Raw genomic sequence first — 14,787 nt, 5'->3', positions numbered from 1 at the left:
CCACACGTCAAGCGCGAACCGCCTGCAACCCGGACGGTTCGCGCTTGTGCGGAAAAGGCACCCTCCATACATGAATTCACTGCTTGTGGTATACAACGCCCTGCCCTCCATTCTGTCCGGCAGTCTGGTTACGGTGGGCAACGTCACCCTGTCGCTGACAATGGGTCTGCTGCTTGGCGTGCCCATGGCCGTGGCCCAGGTTTATGGCGGCCCATGGCTTCGGCGGCTGGTGGCGTTGTATGTTTGGTTTTTCAGAGGTGTGCCCATTTTGGTGCTGCTGTTCCTCTGCTACGGCCTGTTCATCAGCATCGGTATTTCCATTGATCCCTTTTTCATCTGCTGTATCGTTCTTGGCAGCACCAGCACGGCCTACCAGTCGCAGATTTTCAGGGGCGCTATCGAAAGCTTGCCCCACGGGCAGCTCAATGCCGCGCGCGCCCTTGGCATGCGCGAAAGCACAGGCATCTGCTCCATTATTTTGCCTCAGGCCATGCGGCTCTCCATCCCTGGCTGGGCCAACGAATTTTCTATTCTCCTCAAAGATTCGGCCATCTGCTTTGTGCTCGGCACGCAAGACATCATGGCCCGCACCTCATTTGTTGCAGCCAGAACGCACGAGCATCTGGCCCTCTACGCCACAGCGGGCGTGTTGTATTTTGTGCTGACGCTGGTGGTGCTGAAACTGTTGCGTCTTCTGGAACAAAAAATCCATGTACCCGGCTATTCCTCAGGGATCGGCATGGAAGGCATGGGTATGGGATAAGCATGAGCGTGGATCAACAAGCGGTATTGCAGGTCAAAGGCATTTCCAAGATGTTGGGCGGCAAGCCCATTCTGGATAATTGCAGTCTCACGGTGAACCGGGGCGAACTCAAGGTGCTCATCGGGCCTTCCGGCGCGGGCAAAAGCACGTTTCTTCAAAGCATCAACTGCCTTATCCCCCCGGATTCCGGCGAGATTTATCTTGAAGGCCAGTTGCTCAACCGCGCGGACAAGGCCGCACTGTGCGCCTTTCGCGCCCAGGTTGGCATGATCTTTCAGGATTTTAACCTGTTTGATCATCTTACAGCCGAAGAAAACGTGGCCATAGCCCTGCGCAAGGTGCGCGGCATGTCTGCTGCCGATGCGCGCGCCCGCGCACAGGAGGAGCTGGCCCGCGTTGGCCTTGCCCGCCGCGCAAGCCTGTATCCGGCGCAGCTCTCTGGCGGCCAGAAGCAGCGCGTGGCCATGGCCCGCGCCCTCGCCATGGATCCCAAGGTTATTCTGCTTGATGAGCCGACCTCTGCCCTTGACCCAGAACTTGTGGGCGAAGTGCTTGCCGTTATTCGCGATCTCGCCAGCGGCGGCATGACCATGGTCATGGCAACGCACCAGATGGATTTTGCCCGTGCCCTTGCCACCGAAATCATTTTCATGGAACACGGCAAACTCATTGAACAGGGCTCGCCCGCCGTACTGCTGGCCGAAGGGTCAAACACGCGTACCCGCGATTTTTGCCAGCGTCTGCTGGAGATGGGGGCCTAAGTGCTGGACGCGGCCTTTTTCAGCAACGAACTGCTGCCAGCCCTGAACCGTGGGCTGCTGGTTTCGATTGCGCTCATTATTCCAGCCGGGAGCCTTGGCTTTGTGGGCGGCGTACTCCTGGGTTGCGCCCGCGCCTTTGGGCCGCGCTGGCTGCGCCGCCTCGGCAACGGTTATACCTCGCTGATACGCGGTGTACCCCTGGCCGTGCAACTGATGATGATCTATTACGCTCTGCCCAAGCTTGGCATTTTCTTTTCACCGTTTGGCGCGGCCCTGACCAGTTTTACACTCTGTACAGCCGCCTACCAGTCGGAATACGTGCGAGGAGCGCTGCTTTCCATCAGGCAGGGCCAGGTGCGAGCCGCACAGGCGCTTGGGTTCAGCCAGTGGCAGACGGTCTCGTGGATCATTATTCCTCAGGCGGCCAGACGCGCCCTGCCCGGCTGCGGCAATGAGATCATCTATCTTATCAAGTACAGTTCACTGGCCTATCTGGTCACGTGTCTTGAACTCATGGGCGAAGGCAAGGTTGTTGCCTCTGATACGTTTCGCTTTACCGAAGTCTTTATCGCGGTGGGGGCCTACTACCTGGCAATGGTCACCCTGGCAACGTTTCTGTTGCGTTGGCTTGAAGACAGATACCGCATCCCCGGCTTTGGAGCGCGCTAACGCCGCCTCTTTGACTTTTTCCATGTCACGAGAAAGGCCCGCTTGCGCGGGCCTTTTAACATTTCTTTGTATCGTTGGGCACTTCAGGGGCACCCTGGGCCGGGCATCAATCCTGCCCAAGCTCCTTTTTGAGCCAGGACTTCACTTCGGGCGTGGGTTCGCTTATGCCCCGCCATGAACCGTGAACCTTGCGGTAATCTTCCATCAGGCCCGAAGGCAGAGGAACGGTGATCAGATCGTCCGCCCTTTCAGAATTACGCCTCACAAGCCGTATAACTGGCGGCTCCTGCCAGCTGTCCACCACAAAGTAGTGGGACACATCTTCCTTGGAGCGAACCGGCGGGTATTCTGAATGCCAGTCGTTATTTCCCCATTCCAGATACATGGTTACTGCGTGTTCGGGGCTGAGGTTCCAGTCTATATTGTAAAGAGAAAAATCCTTCAGGGATGTCATGGCTTCCTCCTTGAGTGCTTAATTTATTAATAACAATTATCGATAAATTATGCAAGTGGCTGGCTCAGGTTTAGCTACTTCTTCCCCGATTGCTCCGCATCCTTCCTTTTCTGGGCGCGCTCAGCCTCAAGCCTGCGTTGCTGACGAACGCGCTCAAGCCGTGTTTGCTGCGCCTGCTCGCGCTGCTGCCGCGCTTCCTCAAGCAGGCGCTCACGTTTGCGATCAAAAACAAGTGTCGTACGCAGGGCCGCAGTCCCCAGAGAAACCATTGTCACGATGAGAATCAGGATCTTCTGGATCGACCACGGTTCGGAGCCAAGAATATCCCGTAACCAGCCCAGACGCAGCGTATCGCCCCAAAAATAGACCACCGGCACGGCAACGAAGCACAGCAGCAGCCCCAAGGCTTCCAGCCACATGAACGTTTTGAGCAGGGTAAGGCCAAAAAGAGTTCCATCGCGTACCATTCGCAAAAATTGCAGACGCTTGCGCAGACTGCGCAACAATTCAGCAAGGTGGGGAGTTTCACCCTGAGCGCGCTTGAACGCCTCGGCCTCCTTGAAGTTGCACGAAAATGCCCGGTTGATGATGCCCGCGCTCTCGTTAAATTCCTGACTGAACTCCCGCAAAGCCGCTGGAAAGGGGAACCAGGAGGCTTCATCCCGGATTTCCTGCAAAATATCAAGATAATACTTGTACCGGTTGCGAAGGTCTTCAACTTCGCGGGCTATGCAGTCTTCCATTTCCCTTTCAAGGTTGGGGCGCTCAGCCACGACCTTAAGGTAGGCAAGGTAGTTGTTGATGTTGGCCAGGGTTTCCAGTTCACGCACCTTTTCACCCAGTTGCAACTGAACAGGGTGTTCCGGCGCAAACCAGGCATTTATGCGGGCGCTGATCTCGTTGACGCGAACCCGGTCGGCATCTGCGCATTTTTTGGCCTCTGTCCACAGGTCATAAAGGGCTGAAAGAATCAGCAGGCGGCCGCGCTCAAGGGCCGGATCTATAAGAATCCTGTTGAAGTACGCGGGTTCCTCGCGGATGAGCGCTGTAAGCTGATCCAGCACAGGCTCGCAAAAACCCATTTTCACCTGACATACGATTTCGCGGTACTTGACCTCGCGCCACTGGGGCATGACGCGCCAAATTTGTGAATACTGTTCAATGGCCTGGGAAAACTGCCCCTGTTCTTCCGCCAGACGCGCAAGAAAAAATTCTGTCCAGGCCTGCAGGGCGGGCGATGGCGTAAGCACAGCAGCATTGCGGAAAGCCGTTTCCGCACGGGGATAATCGTTGCGCTCAATGTGCGCAAAAGCCTGCACCATGTGCAAACGCGGATCGCGCTGATGCCGCGAAATCGCCTGGCTTATCTTCTTTTCCATCTCCGACATTTCAGACGGAGATGTGGTTATGAGCTTGTCCAGCAGCTCCCAGGCGGGGCTGTCATCCTTGGCGGGCACGGCCTCGTTGGGCTCTGGCTCGCGCATGCGGTAAAGCCAGTGCCTCGGCACGTTGCGCAACTGGCAGGCAGAATTGATTTCAAGCACGGCGCGCAGCACCACAGCGGCATCGTCTTCGCCGCCAAGCACCGCCCCGTAGCCGCCTACCCCTTTTTCCGTCAGCGTCATTTCGATGCTGCGGAACCCTTCATTGATAGCTTCAAGATCCAGCTGCCCGAGGTTTTCCCACACTTCCTGGCTGTTGGAGGCTGCCCCAAAACGCGTGGGGCATTCTGAAGAATCGTGGCTGTGAATACCGCAATAGACGCAACCCGTGCCAGAAGGGCTGGGCGATGTAAGGCGGCTTGGCATCAGCAGCGTAATAGATCTGCCGCTGAGGCTGTTTTCGTCCAGCATCACGTTGCACCAGCTGTCCATAGCCATCTGCTCGCCGGTAAAGCGCAGATCGCGAACAGTAAACCCCTCGCCCAGCAGATAGGCATTACGATAGCTGAGGTAGGGAAAATCCGGCATGAGATTATCCCACTGCAAGCCTATTTTCTTGGGTAGATCAGCATTGAAATTCAGGTTGTTGCGGTCGGCAACCACGCTTACGCATGGCCAGTAGCCCGCAGCTTCGTTTTTTTCTTTGTCAAAGCTATGCAGATAGTCGCGCATGAAGGTGCGCAACATTTGCAGATTGTCTATGGCAATCATCATGAACGTATTGTCCACGATGGATTTGATCTTGTGCTTTTGCAGCAGGGCTTCAAGCCGCTTGAACATGGACGTCCAGCCGACCTGATAGGCCTTGTCGAGCGGGCTGCCCAAGGGGTGCAGCACGGCAAACCACGATTGAGTGGAGGCATAGGGCATGCGCACGTCAACCGTCATGGAGGCCCAGTCCACACCCGCCATGCCCTGCCGCCCGGAACGGCGCTCAAAGGTGATGCCGGGTAGTCCTTTTTTACCCTCGCGGCTCTTGGGATGTATCCAGATTTCAAGGGCATCGGTCACAACAATCTGCTGCGCCTGCAAGGCTCCGTCCAGCAGCAGGTTGACCTCGCGCTTGCGCCCGAACTGCAACCGGCCCGGGAACAGTTCAATAGCAACGGGCAGTTCGTTAAAGTTGCCCCACACCATCAGCCGGGCCAGAGCCAGGAAAACGTCGTCAGTAAAGAAGAACCAGATTGACTGCTCTGCTTCTTCTCCCACCAGCATGCCGCCATAATTCAGCAGCGTCTGGCCTACGGCGGGGGCGAGCCTGTCGTGCCAGCTCACCCACACCACATGGCCCATGGTGCTCATGCGCACATCAATATTGCCCGGCAGGCGTGAGAGTAACTGCGATAAATGCGCCATGAATAAAGTCCTTTATACAAAGGCTGCCATGTTGTAGCCTGAAATGAACGGCGTTGATCTAGCCAATAAAACCAAGGCGGTTTTTATGGACATTAACAAAACTCTTCAGGAACTCAAAGCCCGCCCCGGCTTCGCCGACCACGTGGGTATGATGCTGGTGCACAACGGTGTTGTGCGTGCATGGTCGCGTGGGGATCATGCCTCGGTTACAGCCGTGCAAGTTTCCCACGACACCGCAAAAATGGACGCCATCTGCCGCGAGATGGAAAAACAGCCGGGAATTTTTGCCATCGTTGCCCAAGCCGAGGAAGGCCTGCTCAAACCCGGTGACGACCTGCTCTTTCTTGTGGTGGCGGGCGACATACGCGAGCACGTTAAAGCCACTTTTGCAGAACTGCTTGACCGTATCAAGGCCGAGGCCGTCATCAAGCAGGAAATTCATGATGCCTGAACCTTATGCGTCTGTTTGCCTTATCGGCTGACTTGTAAAAAAGGCATGCCCACAGCATGCCTTTTTTCATAGCTGAGCGATAGCAACAGACCGTATGACTGAAAAACAAATCCCCGGTTGCCGAGGCAGCCGGGGATTTTCACTGATCTTTCAGGCAAAGCAGCTCTGCGCTTTGCAACAAAGGCTACACAACGCCGTGTTCGCCGGGGCGCTCGTATTTGGCACCTTCCTGAGCGCGCTGGGTATAAAACTCAGAGTCGCCCAGCGCCAAAAGAATGGCCGAAGAGACGTAAATAGATGAAGCAGTACCCACAAAAACGCCTATGAGCATGGTCAGGGCAAAATCATGGATCACGCCGCCGCCAAGCACAAAGAGTGAGAGTGTTGCCAGCAGCGTGGTGCCGCTTGTCAGGATTGTACGGGAGAGCGTCTGGTTGACGCTGCGATTGATGAGCGCAGACATTGTCAACTGGGGCGCAGCGCGAAGATTTTCGCGCAGGCGGTCATACACGATGATGGTATCGTTGAGCGAATAACCCACCAGAGTCAGCAAGGCCGCCATGACGTTGAGGTCAATTTCAACCCCCATAACGGACAATAGCCCAAGCGTGATGCTGACGTCGTGCAGCAGACCTACGATTGCCCCAAGCGCAAAGTTGAGCTTGAGGAAAAAGCAGACAACCAGCGTAATTGCAAGCGAAAGCAATACAAGCCAGCCCATGCCAAGCCCGGTGAGCCCGGCAAGGTACATTCCGCCCCAAAGAGCGCCAGCCATTATGGCTCCCGCCATCCAGCGCTGCTCAAAACGGCCAGAAATGTAGACCGCGATCAGCAAGACTGAATAATACAGTGCGGCAAGAGCCTTATTGGTCAAATCAGCACCGACCTTCGGGCCGACAACTTCAAGTCTTTGTATTTCAGCCTTGTTGTCAGGAAAAGCGCTTGCCAGCGTATCTATCAGGGCCGTGCGCAACTGGCTGGCATTGGCATTTTCTGACTGGGAAAAACGCAGCAGATAATCCCTGTCGCCATCGCCAAACCTCTGGGTGCTGATGCCGGGCAAGGCTGGTACATCCAGACTTTTCTTGAGGGCCTCATCCTTGACAGGATGTTCAAACTGAATCTGGGCGATCACGCCGCCGGCAAAATCGATACCCATTTTAAGGCCCTGCCCCATGAACATGGAAGCGAGGCCGACCAGAATCAGGAGTACTGAAATGCCATACGCCCAATAGCGTTTGCCAATGAAATCCAGATTGGTGTCGTGCTTGATAAATGCGAAACCCATAATTGCCTCCCGGCGCGCTATATGCTGATGCCCTTGGAGCCGCAGTGCCGCGCCCACTCCTCAAAAATGGCCCGCGATACAAAGATGGCCGTAAACATGGAGGCGATGATGCCCAGAGAGAGCGTCACCGCAAACCCCCTGATGGGGCCGGTGCCGAACTGGTACAGAATCACGGTAGCGATGATTGTTGTCAGGTTCGAGTCGGTAATGGAAATGGCAGCGCGGTCAAAGCCCGCGCGCACTGCGGCAAGCGGCGTGAGGCCCAGCCTTATTTCCTCGCGTATGCGCTCGTAAATGAGCACGTTGGCGTCAACCGCCATACCGATGGTCAACACAATACCGGCAATGCCCGGAAGGGTCAGGGTAGCGCCAAAAGCAGCCATGCCCGCCATGACAATAAGCATGGTGAAGCAGAGCATAACGTCGGCAATAAGACCGCTCAGGCCATAATAGACCGCCATGAACACCACAACGCACACCGCGCCGACCATCGCCGCGCGAACACCGCTGTCGATGGATTCCTGACCCAGCGAGGGGCCGACCGTGCGTTCTTCAAGCACAGAAACAGGGGCGGGCAGCGAACCTGCGCGCAGCACAATGGCAAGATCTTGGGCTTCGGCAGTGGAGAAGCTGCCAGAAATACTGGCTCTGCCCCCACCGATGCGCTCGCGGATGGAAGGCGCGGAATACACCTTGCCGTCAAGCACAATGGCCATGCGGCGGCCCACATTTTCTCCGGTGACGCGCTCAAAGATGCGCGCGCCGCGGGCATTGAAATTCAGGGTAACATATGCCTGGTTCACGTTGTCAAAGGCGGGCCGGGCGTCCGACACGTCTTCGCCCGTGAGCATGGCGTCTTTTTCAACAGCGATGAGGGTTTCCTTCTGCTGTTGGCCGGGATTCTTCTCCAGCATGGGCAGCGCGATCACGCCGGGGGGCAGCACGGCCTTGCCGGGGTCAACATCCTCGCGCACCAGGTGGAACTCAAGGTGAGCAGTCTGCCCGATAACCTGCACAGCGCGGCGCGGGTCAGAAATACCCGGCAACTGCACCTGAATACGATTGTCGGACTGTTTGCGGATATCGGGTTCGGCCACGCCGAACTGGTCAATGCGGTTGCGGATGGTGCGCAGGGCCTGGTCAAGCGAAAGGTCTTCAATGCGCTTGACTTCCGCCGGGGTGAAGTGGGCTACGTAGCGCAACTGCCCTGCTTCTCCAGCCTGGGGTTCGCCCACGCTCAACTGCGGAAACTGGCGGGCCAGCAGATCACGAAACTTGGGTTCATTTTCTGCGCGCGGCAGCACAAATTCAAGAGCGGTACCACCCACCACGCGGGGGCGCAGCACAACAATCTTTTCATCTTCGGCCACGCGGCGCAAATCCTGCCCGGTCAGGGCCAGTGAATTGCTCACGGCCTTGGCAACGTCAACGCCAAGCGTCAGATGGATGCCGCCCTTGAGGTCAAGGCCGAGATTGATTTTGCTCGACGGCAGAACGCGCTCAAGAGCTGTTCCCAGATAGGGAACGCTGGGGAGCGCGTAAACAAGGGACAACACAAAAACCATGATGGCTATGGACAAGCGCCAGAGCAGACCCATCGTTCACCTTCCACACAACAGATTAAGCTTTGCCGCAACCACGCGGCTATCCCTTGAGGGACAGCCGCAGGGCTACCGACAAAGCCGGAAACTCCGAAGACCCGAAAATCCGGGCACGTCAAGAGGCAAAAGCCCTTGAGCCGATCCGGCAACCGCCAGTCCAGCTCATGGGCCATGCACTTTGCCCGCCTGGCAGAGGCAGACACAAGCCGCCAAGGCGGCCTGCTACTTTTCTTCCTTGGTGTCCTTGCCGCCCTTGGCAGGAATAACGCCGCCGATGGAGCCGCGCGAAACGCGCAGCTTGGCTTCGCCGCTCTCAAGAAGCACCTGTTCATCGTCGATCTCAAGAATACGGCCAAGCAGACCGCTTGAGGTCATAACGTGGTCGCCGCGCTTGAGTTCGGCCAGCATCTGCTTGTGGACCTTGGCCCGCTTCTGCTGGGGACGGATAAGCAGGAACCAGAAAATGACGAACATGACGATGAGGGGCAGAAACTGCATCAGCATTTCCTGTCCGCTGGCGGGAGCCGCCCCGGCCTGGGGAGTGCCCATGGCATAAGCTAAGGATTCAAACAAAACGCACCTCCATAGGGTGTGGGTATAGCATTAAAAAAGTACCGCCCGGCATCGGCAGGGGCAAAACGTTGCCCGCGCCCGATTTTCGGGCAATGCCAGCCAATTTCTATATACGCTGCGGCGCAATCATGCAAGCCTTTCCCGCCGCCACTTCGCTGGCAAAGGCCACGGCAATGGCGGCCACGCGCTCGCGGCTTTCCATGTGCGTTGTTGGCAAATGCCCCCCGTGCGGGCTTGTTACCCGCAAAAGATGCAGCCTCACATCAGCCGCGCCGCACTGTTCAAGCAGAAAACTGGAATTGAAAGGCGGGCATACGCCATCACTATATAGCTGCACGGCGCACAGCGGCGCACATATCTTGCCAAGAGTGCCCCGCACCCTTTTTTGCGCCTGCATCAATTGCTGTAAGTGGCTGTATGAACACAGGGTTTCGTGCCCTTGCCAGGGGGCAACGGCCCTGCTTGCCGCAGACCGTGACGGCACCCGCCGCACGGGCTGCAAGCGGCTCCACAGGGGCAGCAGGGGCATACGCCAGTCGGCAAGAAAAAGGGGATGCAAGCGCCACAAGAAAAGCGGCGTTGCCAGCAGGAGCAGACCCGCCGGGGCCGGAAGCCGCCCCTCGGCGGCCTCTGCGGCAATGTCCAGCGCCAGAAGCCCGCCCAGTGAATAACCAGCCAGCAGTGCGGGGCCGCCCGAGCACTGGTCAAGGTAGGCTGCGCGGGCGCAGTCAAGCCACTGCGCGTAAGAGCTTGCCAGATATTCCTCTTCCGAAGCGGCATGCCCCGGAAGCACCGGGCACACGGCAACATGGCCCGCAGCTTCAAGGGCATCGGCCACAGGCCGAACCTCAAAGGGGCTCCCCGCGAGGCCGTGCAAGATCAGACAACGCATGCTACTCACGCCATTCCACCCGGTACGGCAAGAACTCTTGCCAAGCGCGAGCCAGGGCGCTACACCTGAAATCTCGCGTCATTAATGGAAATATCACACCAACCTGTCTGCGGAGAAACGCATGCGCCACTGCGACACATTGCTCCATGCCGCCTGCATCGTCACTCAGGACGAGCAGCGCCGCGTTATAGAAAAGGCCTCTCTGGCCATCGACAAGGGGCTGGTTGCCGCAGTCGGCCCCACCGCCGAAATTATTCAGAACTGGCAGTCCGGCAACACCCTGCACCTCGAAAACATGCTCGTTCTGCCGGGCCTCGTCAACGCCCACACCCATGCAGCCATGACCTTTCTGCGCGGCCTTGCCGACGACATGCCGCTCATGGACTGGCTGAACCAGAGTATTTTTCCCGTGGAGCAAAAGCTGACGCCGGAGATGGTGCGCCTCGGCAGCCTGCTTGGCTATGCGGAAATGCTGCGCACGGGCACCACCGCCTGCGTGGACATGTATCTTTTTGAAGAGTCGGTCTTTGAAGCCGCCGACACGGCAGGCCTGCGCTGTCTGGGCGGCGAGGCTGTTTTTGCCTTTCCTTCTGCGGCTTTTCCGGGGCCGGAGGCTGCGCTTGACGCCACCCGCGCACTGGCGGAAAAATATCGCAATCACGACCGCCTGCGCGTAGCCGTGAACCCGCACAGCGTCTACACCACCACGCCGGAGATTCTGACAGCCTGCCGCGACCTCGCGCAGGAGCTTGCCCTGCCCCTGCACATTCATCTGGCGGAAACCCCGTCAGAAACGCAGATATGCCTGTCTGCCCAAGGCAAAAGGCCAACGGAATACTGCCGCGGCCTCGGCCTGCTCGACGTGCCCTGCACCCTTGCCCATGTGGTTGATGTGACCTCGGCGGAGCTTGACCTGCTGGCCCGACAAAAGGCCGTGGTGGCCCACAATCCATCGTCCAACATGAAGCTGGCCTCGGGCGCCGCCCCGGTGGCGGCCATGCTGGCGCGCGGCATGCATGTGGGCCTTGGCACGGATGGCGCTGCCAGCAACAACAGACTGAACATGTTTTCAGAGATGGGCCGCTCCGCCCTGCTGCACAAGCTCACAGGGCTTGATCCCACCCTGCTGCCTGCGGCGCAAGTGCTGGATATGGCGACCCTCGGCGGCGCGGCGGCCATGCACGATGAACGTATAGGCTCGCTGGCCCCCGGCAAGGCAGCCGACTGCGTGGCCCTCGACCTCAGCGAACCGAACCTGCAACCCATGTATAATGAAGTGTCGCACCTTGTGTACGCGGCCACGGGCATGGAAACCCGCATGACCATGGTGGGCGGCGAGGTGCTGTATCAGGACGGACGCTTTACCCGATTTGATTACCCTGCCCTGTGCGAAGAAATGCGCAACGTGCGCCGCTTTGTGCTTGAGGCGTCTGGCGCATAACCGTTTTTCATTTGTCTATGTCAAAGGGCCGCCCCACTTACGGGACGGCCCTTTTTATTGCACTATCAGTCTATGGGGCTGTTACATGCCCAGGGCTTTTTTACCAGCCTCGAGCACTGTGACAATCTTGTCCACGTCATACACGCTGCCGCCCCAGGTGCCGCCGCTCACGGCCTGCAAGGCCGCCCACAGGCGGGTGTCGTCAGGCAGGGCGGGCGCGGGCTTGAGGCCGGGGTGGGTTTCACGCCCGGCAAGTACCTTGGCACCTTCTTCCGGCGTGAGGGGATGCTGCGGGTCAGTGCCGATAAAGTTGACGCGGCCTTCCAGCTTGTTGCAGTCCACGACCATTTCCACAATATCGCCGTCGCGCAGCTTGGAAACAGGGCCGCCCACCAGTGCTTCCGGCCCGATATGACCCACGCAGGCGCCGGTGGAAACGCCGGAGAAGCGCGCGTCCGTCAGCAGGCACACATATTTGCCATACGACAGATGCTTGAGCGCCGAGGTGAGCTGATAGGTTTCTTCCATACCGGTGCCGCAGGGGCCGCCGCCGATAACCACCAGCATGTCGCCCTTTTCGATCTTTCCGGCCTTGATGGCCTTGATGGCGTCAGGCTCGGCGGTGAAAACCTTGATGGCCGCCGTGTGGCGGTAAACGCCGTCAGCATCGATGACCGTGGGGTCAATGGCCGTGGACTTGATGACCGAACCCTCGGGCGCAATGTTGCCCACAGGGAAGGTAATGGTGGAGGTCAGGCCGCGTTCTTTGGCGCGGGCGGGAGACATGATCACATCGTCCGGCTCCACGTTGTCCAGCTCCTTGAGCATACGGCGGAAATGGGCACGGCGTTCGCTCTTTTCCCACCATTCAAGGTTTTCGCCCACGGTGTGACCGGTAACAGTGAGAGCATCCAGATGCAGCAGGCCGAGGTCGCGCAGGTGCAGCATGACTTCCGGCACGCCGCCAGCCATAAAGGCGCGGACAGTGGGATGATACACCGGGCCGTTGGGCAGCACGCTGACCAGACGGGGGGCCATGCTGTTCACACGCGCCCAGTCTTCCACCGTGGGGCGATGGCAACCGCCCGCATGAGCAATGGCGGGCAGATGCAGCAGCAGGTTGGTGGAACCGCCAAAGGCCGCATGCACCATCATGGCGTTTTCAATGGCCTTGTCGGTGATGATATCCTTGATGGTGATGCCTTTTTTCAGCAGGCCCATCACAGCCTTGGCCGACTGGCGGCCCACTTCCACCCACACGGGTTCGCCAGAGGGGGCAAGGGCCGTGTGCGGCAGGGCCAGACCAAGGCCTTCGGCCACAACCTGCGAGGTTCCGGCAGTGCCAAGGAACTGGCAGCCGCCACCAGCGGAACCGCAGGCGCGGCAGCCAAGGCGGGCTGCGTCCTCAAGGCTCAGTTCGTTGTTGGAATAACGCGCGCCGATGGTCTGCACCTTGCCGAGGTCTTCGCCGTCGGTGGGGGGCAGGGTCGAGCCGCCAAGCACCATCACGCAGGGCAGATCATGCATGGAGGCCAGAGCCATCATGGTTGCGGGCAGGCCCTTGTCGCAGCTGGCAACGCCGATAACAGCGCCAACTGTGGGCAGGGAACGGATCTGCCTGCGGAAGACCATGGCCGCATCGTTGCGGAAGGGAAGGGAGTCGTACATGCCTGTGGTGCCCTGGGTGCGTCCGTCGCAGGGGTCGGTCACATACGAGGCAAAAGGAACGCCCTTCTGCTGTTTGATCTCCTTGCTGGCGGCGGAAATCTGCAAGCCCAGTTCCCAGTGCCCCACGTGCAGGCCCAGGGCGTCGGGGGTGCCGTCATCGTTGCGCTTGCCGCCAAGGGTGCTGATGATCAACACGTTGGGGCCAAGAATATCTTCAGGCTTCCAGCCCATGCCAGCATCCAGCGTCATGCCGAAAATATCGCCGCAGGGCAGTTCGCGAAGCATGTCGCCAGTGAGCGGCAGCGAACCCTTGGGGCCGGAAGCGTGGGTCTTTACATTATACACATCATTCTGCGGATTGGCGTAAATATCTGCAATGGACATAGCATACTCTCTTTGTTGAGAAGTTGCCGGTTTCAGCGGGCGGCCAGAGGGAGGCCGCCCTTTGCATCCTTACAAGGCCCTGAAACCGTGACGGCGTCAGCGTAACCAACGCCGATTGCTCCATCTGGGGCATTTCACGCTTGAAATGCCCTAAAAGCCGCGCATGAATTCCCGCACGGCAAACATCTGGGCAGAGGTTGCCTCCTGATAGGGGGACGCAACCGTGGCTGAGGCAAAAATGCCCGCATCCACAAGCAGGCCCTTCATGGCCGCCATAAAAGGCGAAGAGAATCCGTACACGCCCACAATGCGGTTGAACAGCTGCTGATACTTCATGGTGCCGTCAAAATCACGGGCCTTCATGGCATCGCGCCAGGCCACGCACAGGTCGGGGCGCACGTTGGAAACAGCCGCAATGCAGCCATCGCCGCCAGCCAGAACGTTTGACGCAAAGTTATGGTCAAAGCCGCTCAACACTTCAAAGGAGGGGATGTTGCCCTTGACGGTCTGGATAAGCTCCACAGTGTGGGCCATGTCGGGAATGGTGTCCTTGATGCCCACAATATTGGGATAACGGCGGGCGAGTTCAAGCACCACGCTGGGCGAAATGGTGTATCCGGTGCGGTCGGGATAGTTGTAGATGTACACCTTGCCGCGCACCTGCTCCGCCACCGCGCCGAAGTAGCTCATCACGTCCGCATCCGTGAGGGCAAAATACCACGGCCCCACCACCATCACGCCGTCCGCGCCCTGCTCAAAGGCAAAGTTGGACAAGGCAACGCATTCCTCAACCCGCATGTCGCCAGTGCCGATCAGCACCTGCATGCGGCGGTCGATGTGCTTGATGGCCGCAGAAATCAGGTTCTTGCGTTCTTCAACAGAAAGATGCGGAAACTCACCGGAACTGCCAAATATGGCCACACCGTCAATACCGGCATTGATAAGAAAATCGTAGTGCTTGAGGCACGACTGCACGTCGATTTCTGTTTTGCTCTTCAGCGCGGTAAGTGTGGGCGTTATATATTTCATCATAATCTCCGTATA

Annotated in this window: 13 protein-coding genes; 5 read left to right on the top strand and 8 right to left on the bottom strand. The window is 58.3% G+C overall.

All coding sequences use genetic code 11. The annotated features are described in order from the left end of the window. The first annotated feature begins 70 nt into the window (after nucleotides 1-70). The 3 genes from ACUZ9Q_RS02810 to ACUZ9Q_RS02800 are packed head-to-tail and all read left to right on the top strand — an operon-like array spanning nucleotide 71 to nucleotide 2,193. Nucleotides 71-763: an amino acid ABC transporter permease gene (locus ACUZ9Q_RS02810; RefSeq protein WP_192112457.1), complete on the top strand. Its 693-nt coding sequence runs from the start codon at nucleotides 71-73 to the stop codon at nucleotides 761-763. A gap of 2 nt (nucleotides 764-765) precedes the next feature. Further along, entirely contained in the window at nucleotides 766-1,524 is a 759-nt protein-coding gene (locus tag ACUZ9Q_RS02805) for an amino acid ABC transporter ATP-binding protein (RefSeq protein WP_227118569.1), read from the top strand. Further along, nucleotides 1,525-2,193: an amino acid ABC transporter permease gene (locus tag ACUZ9Q_RS02800; RefSeq protein WP_192112456.1), complete on the top strand. Its 669-nt coding sequence runs from the start codon at nucleotides 1,525-1,527 to the stop codon at nucleotides 2,191-2,193. Between the two features lie 106 nt (nucleotides 2,194-2,299). On the opposite strand, the gene ACUZ9Q_RS02795 is transcribed toward ACUZ9Q_RS02800, so the two are convergent. Continuing rightward, a complete protein-coding gene (locus tag ACUZ9Q_RS02795; protein ID WP_192112455.1) occupies nucleotides 2,300-2,647 on the bottom strand; it encodes a DVU0772 family protein in 348 nt (115 codons plus the stop codon). 74 nt (nucleotides 2,648-2,721) lie between these two features. Next, nucleotides 2,722-5,445: a tetratricopeptide repeat protein gene (locus tag ACUZ9Q_RS02790; RefSeq protein ID WP_297895271.1), complete on the bottom strand. Its 2,724-nt coding sequence runs from the start codon at nucleotides 5,443-5,445 to the stop codon at nucleotides 2,722-2,724. An 85-nt stretch (nucleotides 5,446-5,530) separates the two neighbouring features. On the opposite strand from ACUZ9Q_RS02790, the gene ACUZ9Q_RS02785 reads away from it, so the two are divergent. Next, complete coding sequence (locus ACUZ9Q_RS02785) at nucleotides 5,531-5,896, top strand: molybdenum cofactor biosynthesis protein MoaE (RefSeq protein WP_297147060.1); 366 nt, start codon at nucleotides 5,531-5,533, stop codon at nucleotides 5,894-5,896. A 184-nt stretch (nucleotides 5,897-6,080) separates the two neighbouring features. On the opposite strand, the gene secF is transcribed toward ACUZ9Q_RS02785, so the two are convergent. The 4 genes from secF to ACUZ9Q_RS02765 form a co-directional block, all read right to left on the bottom strand. Then, the gene (secF, locus tag ACUZ9Q_RS02780; RefSeq protein ID WP_192112453.1) at nucleotides 6,081-7,184 is read right to left on the bottom strand and encodes a protein translocase subunit SecF; all 1,104 of its coding nucleotides are present in this window, start codon (nucleotides 7,182-7,184) and stop codon (nucleotides 6,081-6,083) included. A gap of 17 nt (nucleotides 7,185-7,201) precedes the next feature. Next, nucleotides 7,202-8,782 (bottom strand): protein translocase subunit SecD, encoded by a 1,581-nt coding sequence (gene secD, locus ACUZ9Q_RS02775; protein WP_192112452.1) that lies wholly within the window; start codon nucleotides 8,780-8,782, stop codon nucleotides 7,202-7,204. A gap of 225 nt (nucleotides 8,783-9,007) precedes the next feature. After that, nucleotides 9,008-9,358 carry a preprotein translocase subunit YajC gene (gene yajC / locus ACUZ9Q_RS02770; RefSeq protein ID WP_225529899.1) on the bottom strand — a complete coding sequence of 117 codons (351 nt, stop codon included), beginning with the start codon at nucleotides 9,356-9,358 and terminating at the stop codon, nucleotides 9,008-9,010. A 106-nt stretch (nucleotides 9,359-9,464) separates the two neighbouring features. Beyond that, nucleotides 9,465-10,250 (bottom strand): alpha/beta hydrolase, encoded by a 786-nt coding sequence (locus ACUZ9Q_RS02765; RefSeq protein WP_449247287.1) that lies wholly within the window; start codon nucleotides 10,248-10,250, stop codon nucleotides 9,465-9,467. 121 nt (nucleotides 10,251-10,371) lie between these two features. On the opposite strand from ACUZ9Q_RS02765, the gene ACUZ9Q_RS02760 reads away from it, so the two are divergent. Then, nucleotides 10,372-11,691: an amidohydrolase family protein gene (locus tag ACUZ9Q_RS02760; protein WP_449247286.1), complete on the top strand. Its 1,320-nt coding sequence runs from the start codon at nucleotides 10,372-10,374 to the stop codon at nucleotides 11,689-11,691. An 81-nt stretch (nucleotides 11,692-11,772) separates the two neighbouring features. Here the strand turns inward: ACUZ9Q_RS02760 and ACUZ9Q_RS02755 are convergent, their stop codons facing one another. Beyond that, nucleotides 11,773-13,743, bottom strand: coding sequence for a YjhG/YagF family D-xylonate dehydratase (locus tag ACUZ9Q_RS02755; RefSeq protein ID WP_192112449.1), 1,971 nt, complete (start codon nucleotides 13,741-13,743; stop codon nucleotides 11,773-11,775). Between the two features lie 150 nt (nucleotides 13,744-13,893). Next, the gene (locus ACUZ9Q_RS02750) at nucleotides 13,894-14,772 is read right to left on the bottom strand and encodes a dihydrodipicolinate synthase family protein (protein WP_323389958.1); all 879 of its coding nucleotides are present in this window, start codon (nucleotides 14,770-14,772) and stop codon (nucleotides 13,894-13,896) included. Nucleotides 14,773-14,787: the final 15 nt, after the last annotated feature.

The sequence above is a fragment of the Desulfovibrio desulfopostgatei genome (assembly GCF_053570645.1).
The sequence above is the reverse complement of the archived record's forward strand: the minus strand, read 5'-3'. Positions and strand labels throughout refer to the sequence as shown.

What these genes read in the sequence shown, in the direction of transcription:
- ACUZ9Q_RS02810 (WP_192112457.1), top strand. Translation starts at nt 71, where the DNA reads ATGAATTCACTGCTTGTGGTATACAACGCCCTGCCCTCCATTCTGTCC.
- ACUZ9Q_RS02805 (WP_227118569.1), top strand. Translation starts at nt 766, where the DNA reads ATGAGCGTGGATCAACAAGCGGTATTGCAGGTCAAAGGCATTTCCAAG.
- ACUZ9Q_RS02795 (WP_192112455.1), bottom strand. Translation starts at nt 2,647, where the DNA reads ATGACATCCCTGAAGGATTTTTCTCTTTACAATATAGACTGGAACCTC.
- ACUZ9Q_RS02790 (WP_297895271.1), bottom strand. Translation starts at nt 5,445, where the DNA reads ATGGCGCATTTATCGCAGTTACTCTCACGCCTGCCGGGCAATATTGAT.
- ACUZ9Q_RS02785 (WP_297147060.1), top strand. Translation starts at nt 5,531, where the DNA reads ATGGACATTAACAAAACTCTTCAGGAACTCAAAGCCCGCCCCGGCTTC.
- secF (WP_192112453.1), bottom strand. Translation starts at nt 7,184, where the DNA reads ATGGGTTTCGCATTTATCAAGCACGACACCAATCTGGATTTCATTGGC.
- secD (WP_192112452.1), bottom strand. Translation starts at nt 8,782, where the DNA reads ATGGGTCTGCTCTGGCGCTTGTCCATAGCCATCATGGTTTTTGTGTTG.
- ACUZ9Q_RS02765 (WP_449247287.1), bottom strand. Translation starts at nt 10,250, where the DNA reads ATGCGTTGTCTGATCTTGCACGGCCTCGCGGGGAGCCCCTTTGAGGTT.
- ACUZ9Q_RS02760 (WP_449247286.1), top strand. Translation starts at nt 10,372, where the DNA reads ATGCGCCACTGCGACACATTGCTCCATGCCGCCTGCATCGTCACTCAG.
- ACUZ9Q_RS02755 (WP_192112449.1), bottom strand. Translation starts at nt 13,743, where the DNA reads ATGTCCATTGCAGATATTTACGCCAATCCGCAGAATGATGTGTATAAT.
- ACUZ9Q_RS02750 (WP_323389958.1), bottom strand. Translation starts at nt 14,772, where the DNA reads ATGAAATATATAACGCCCACACTTACCGCGCTGAAGAGCAAAACAGAA.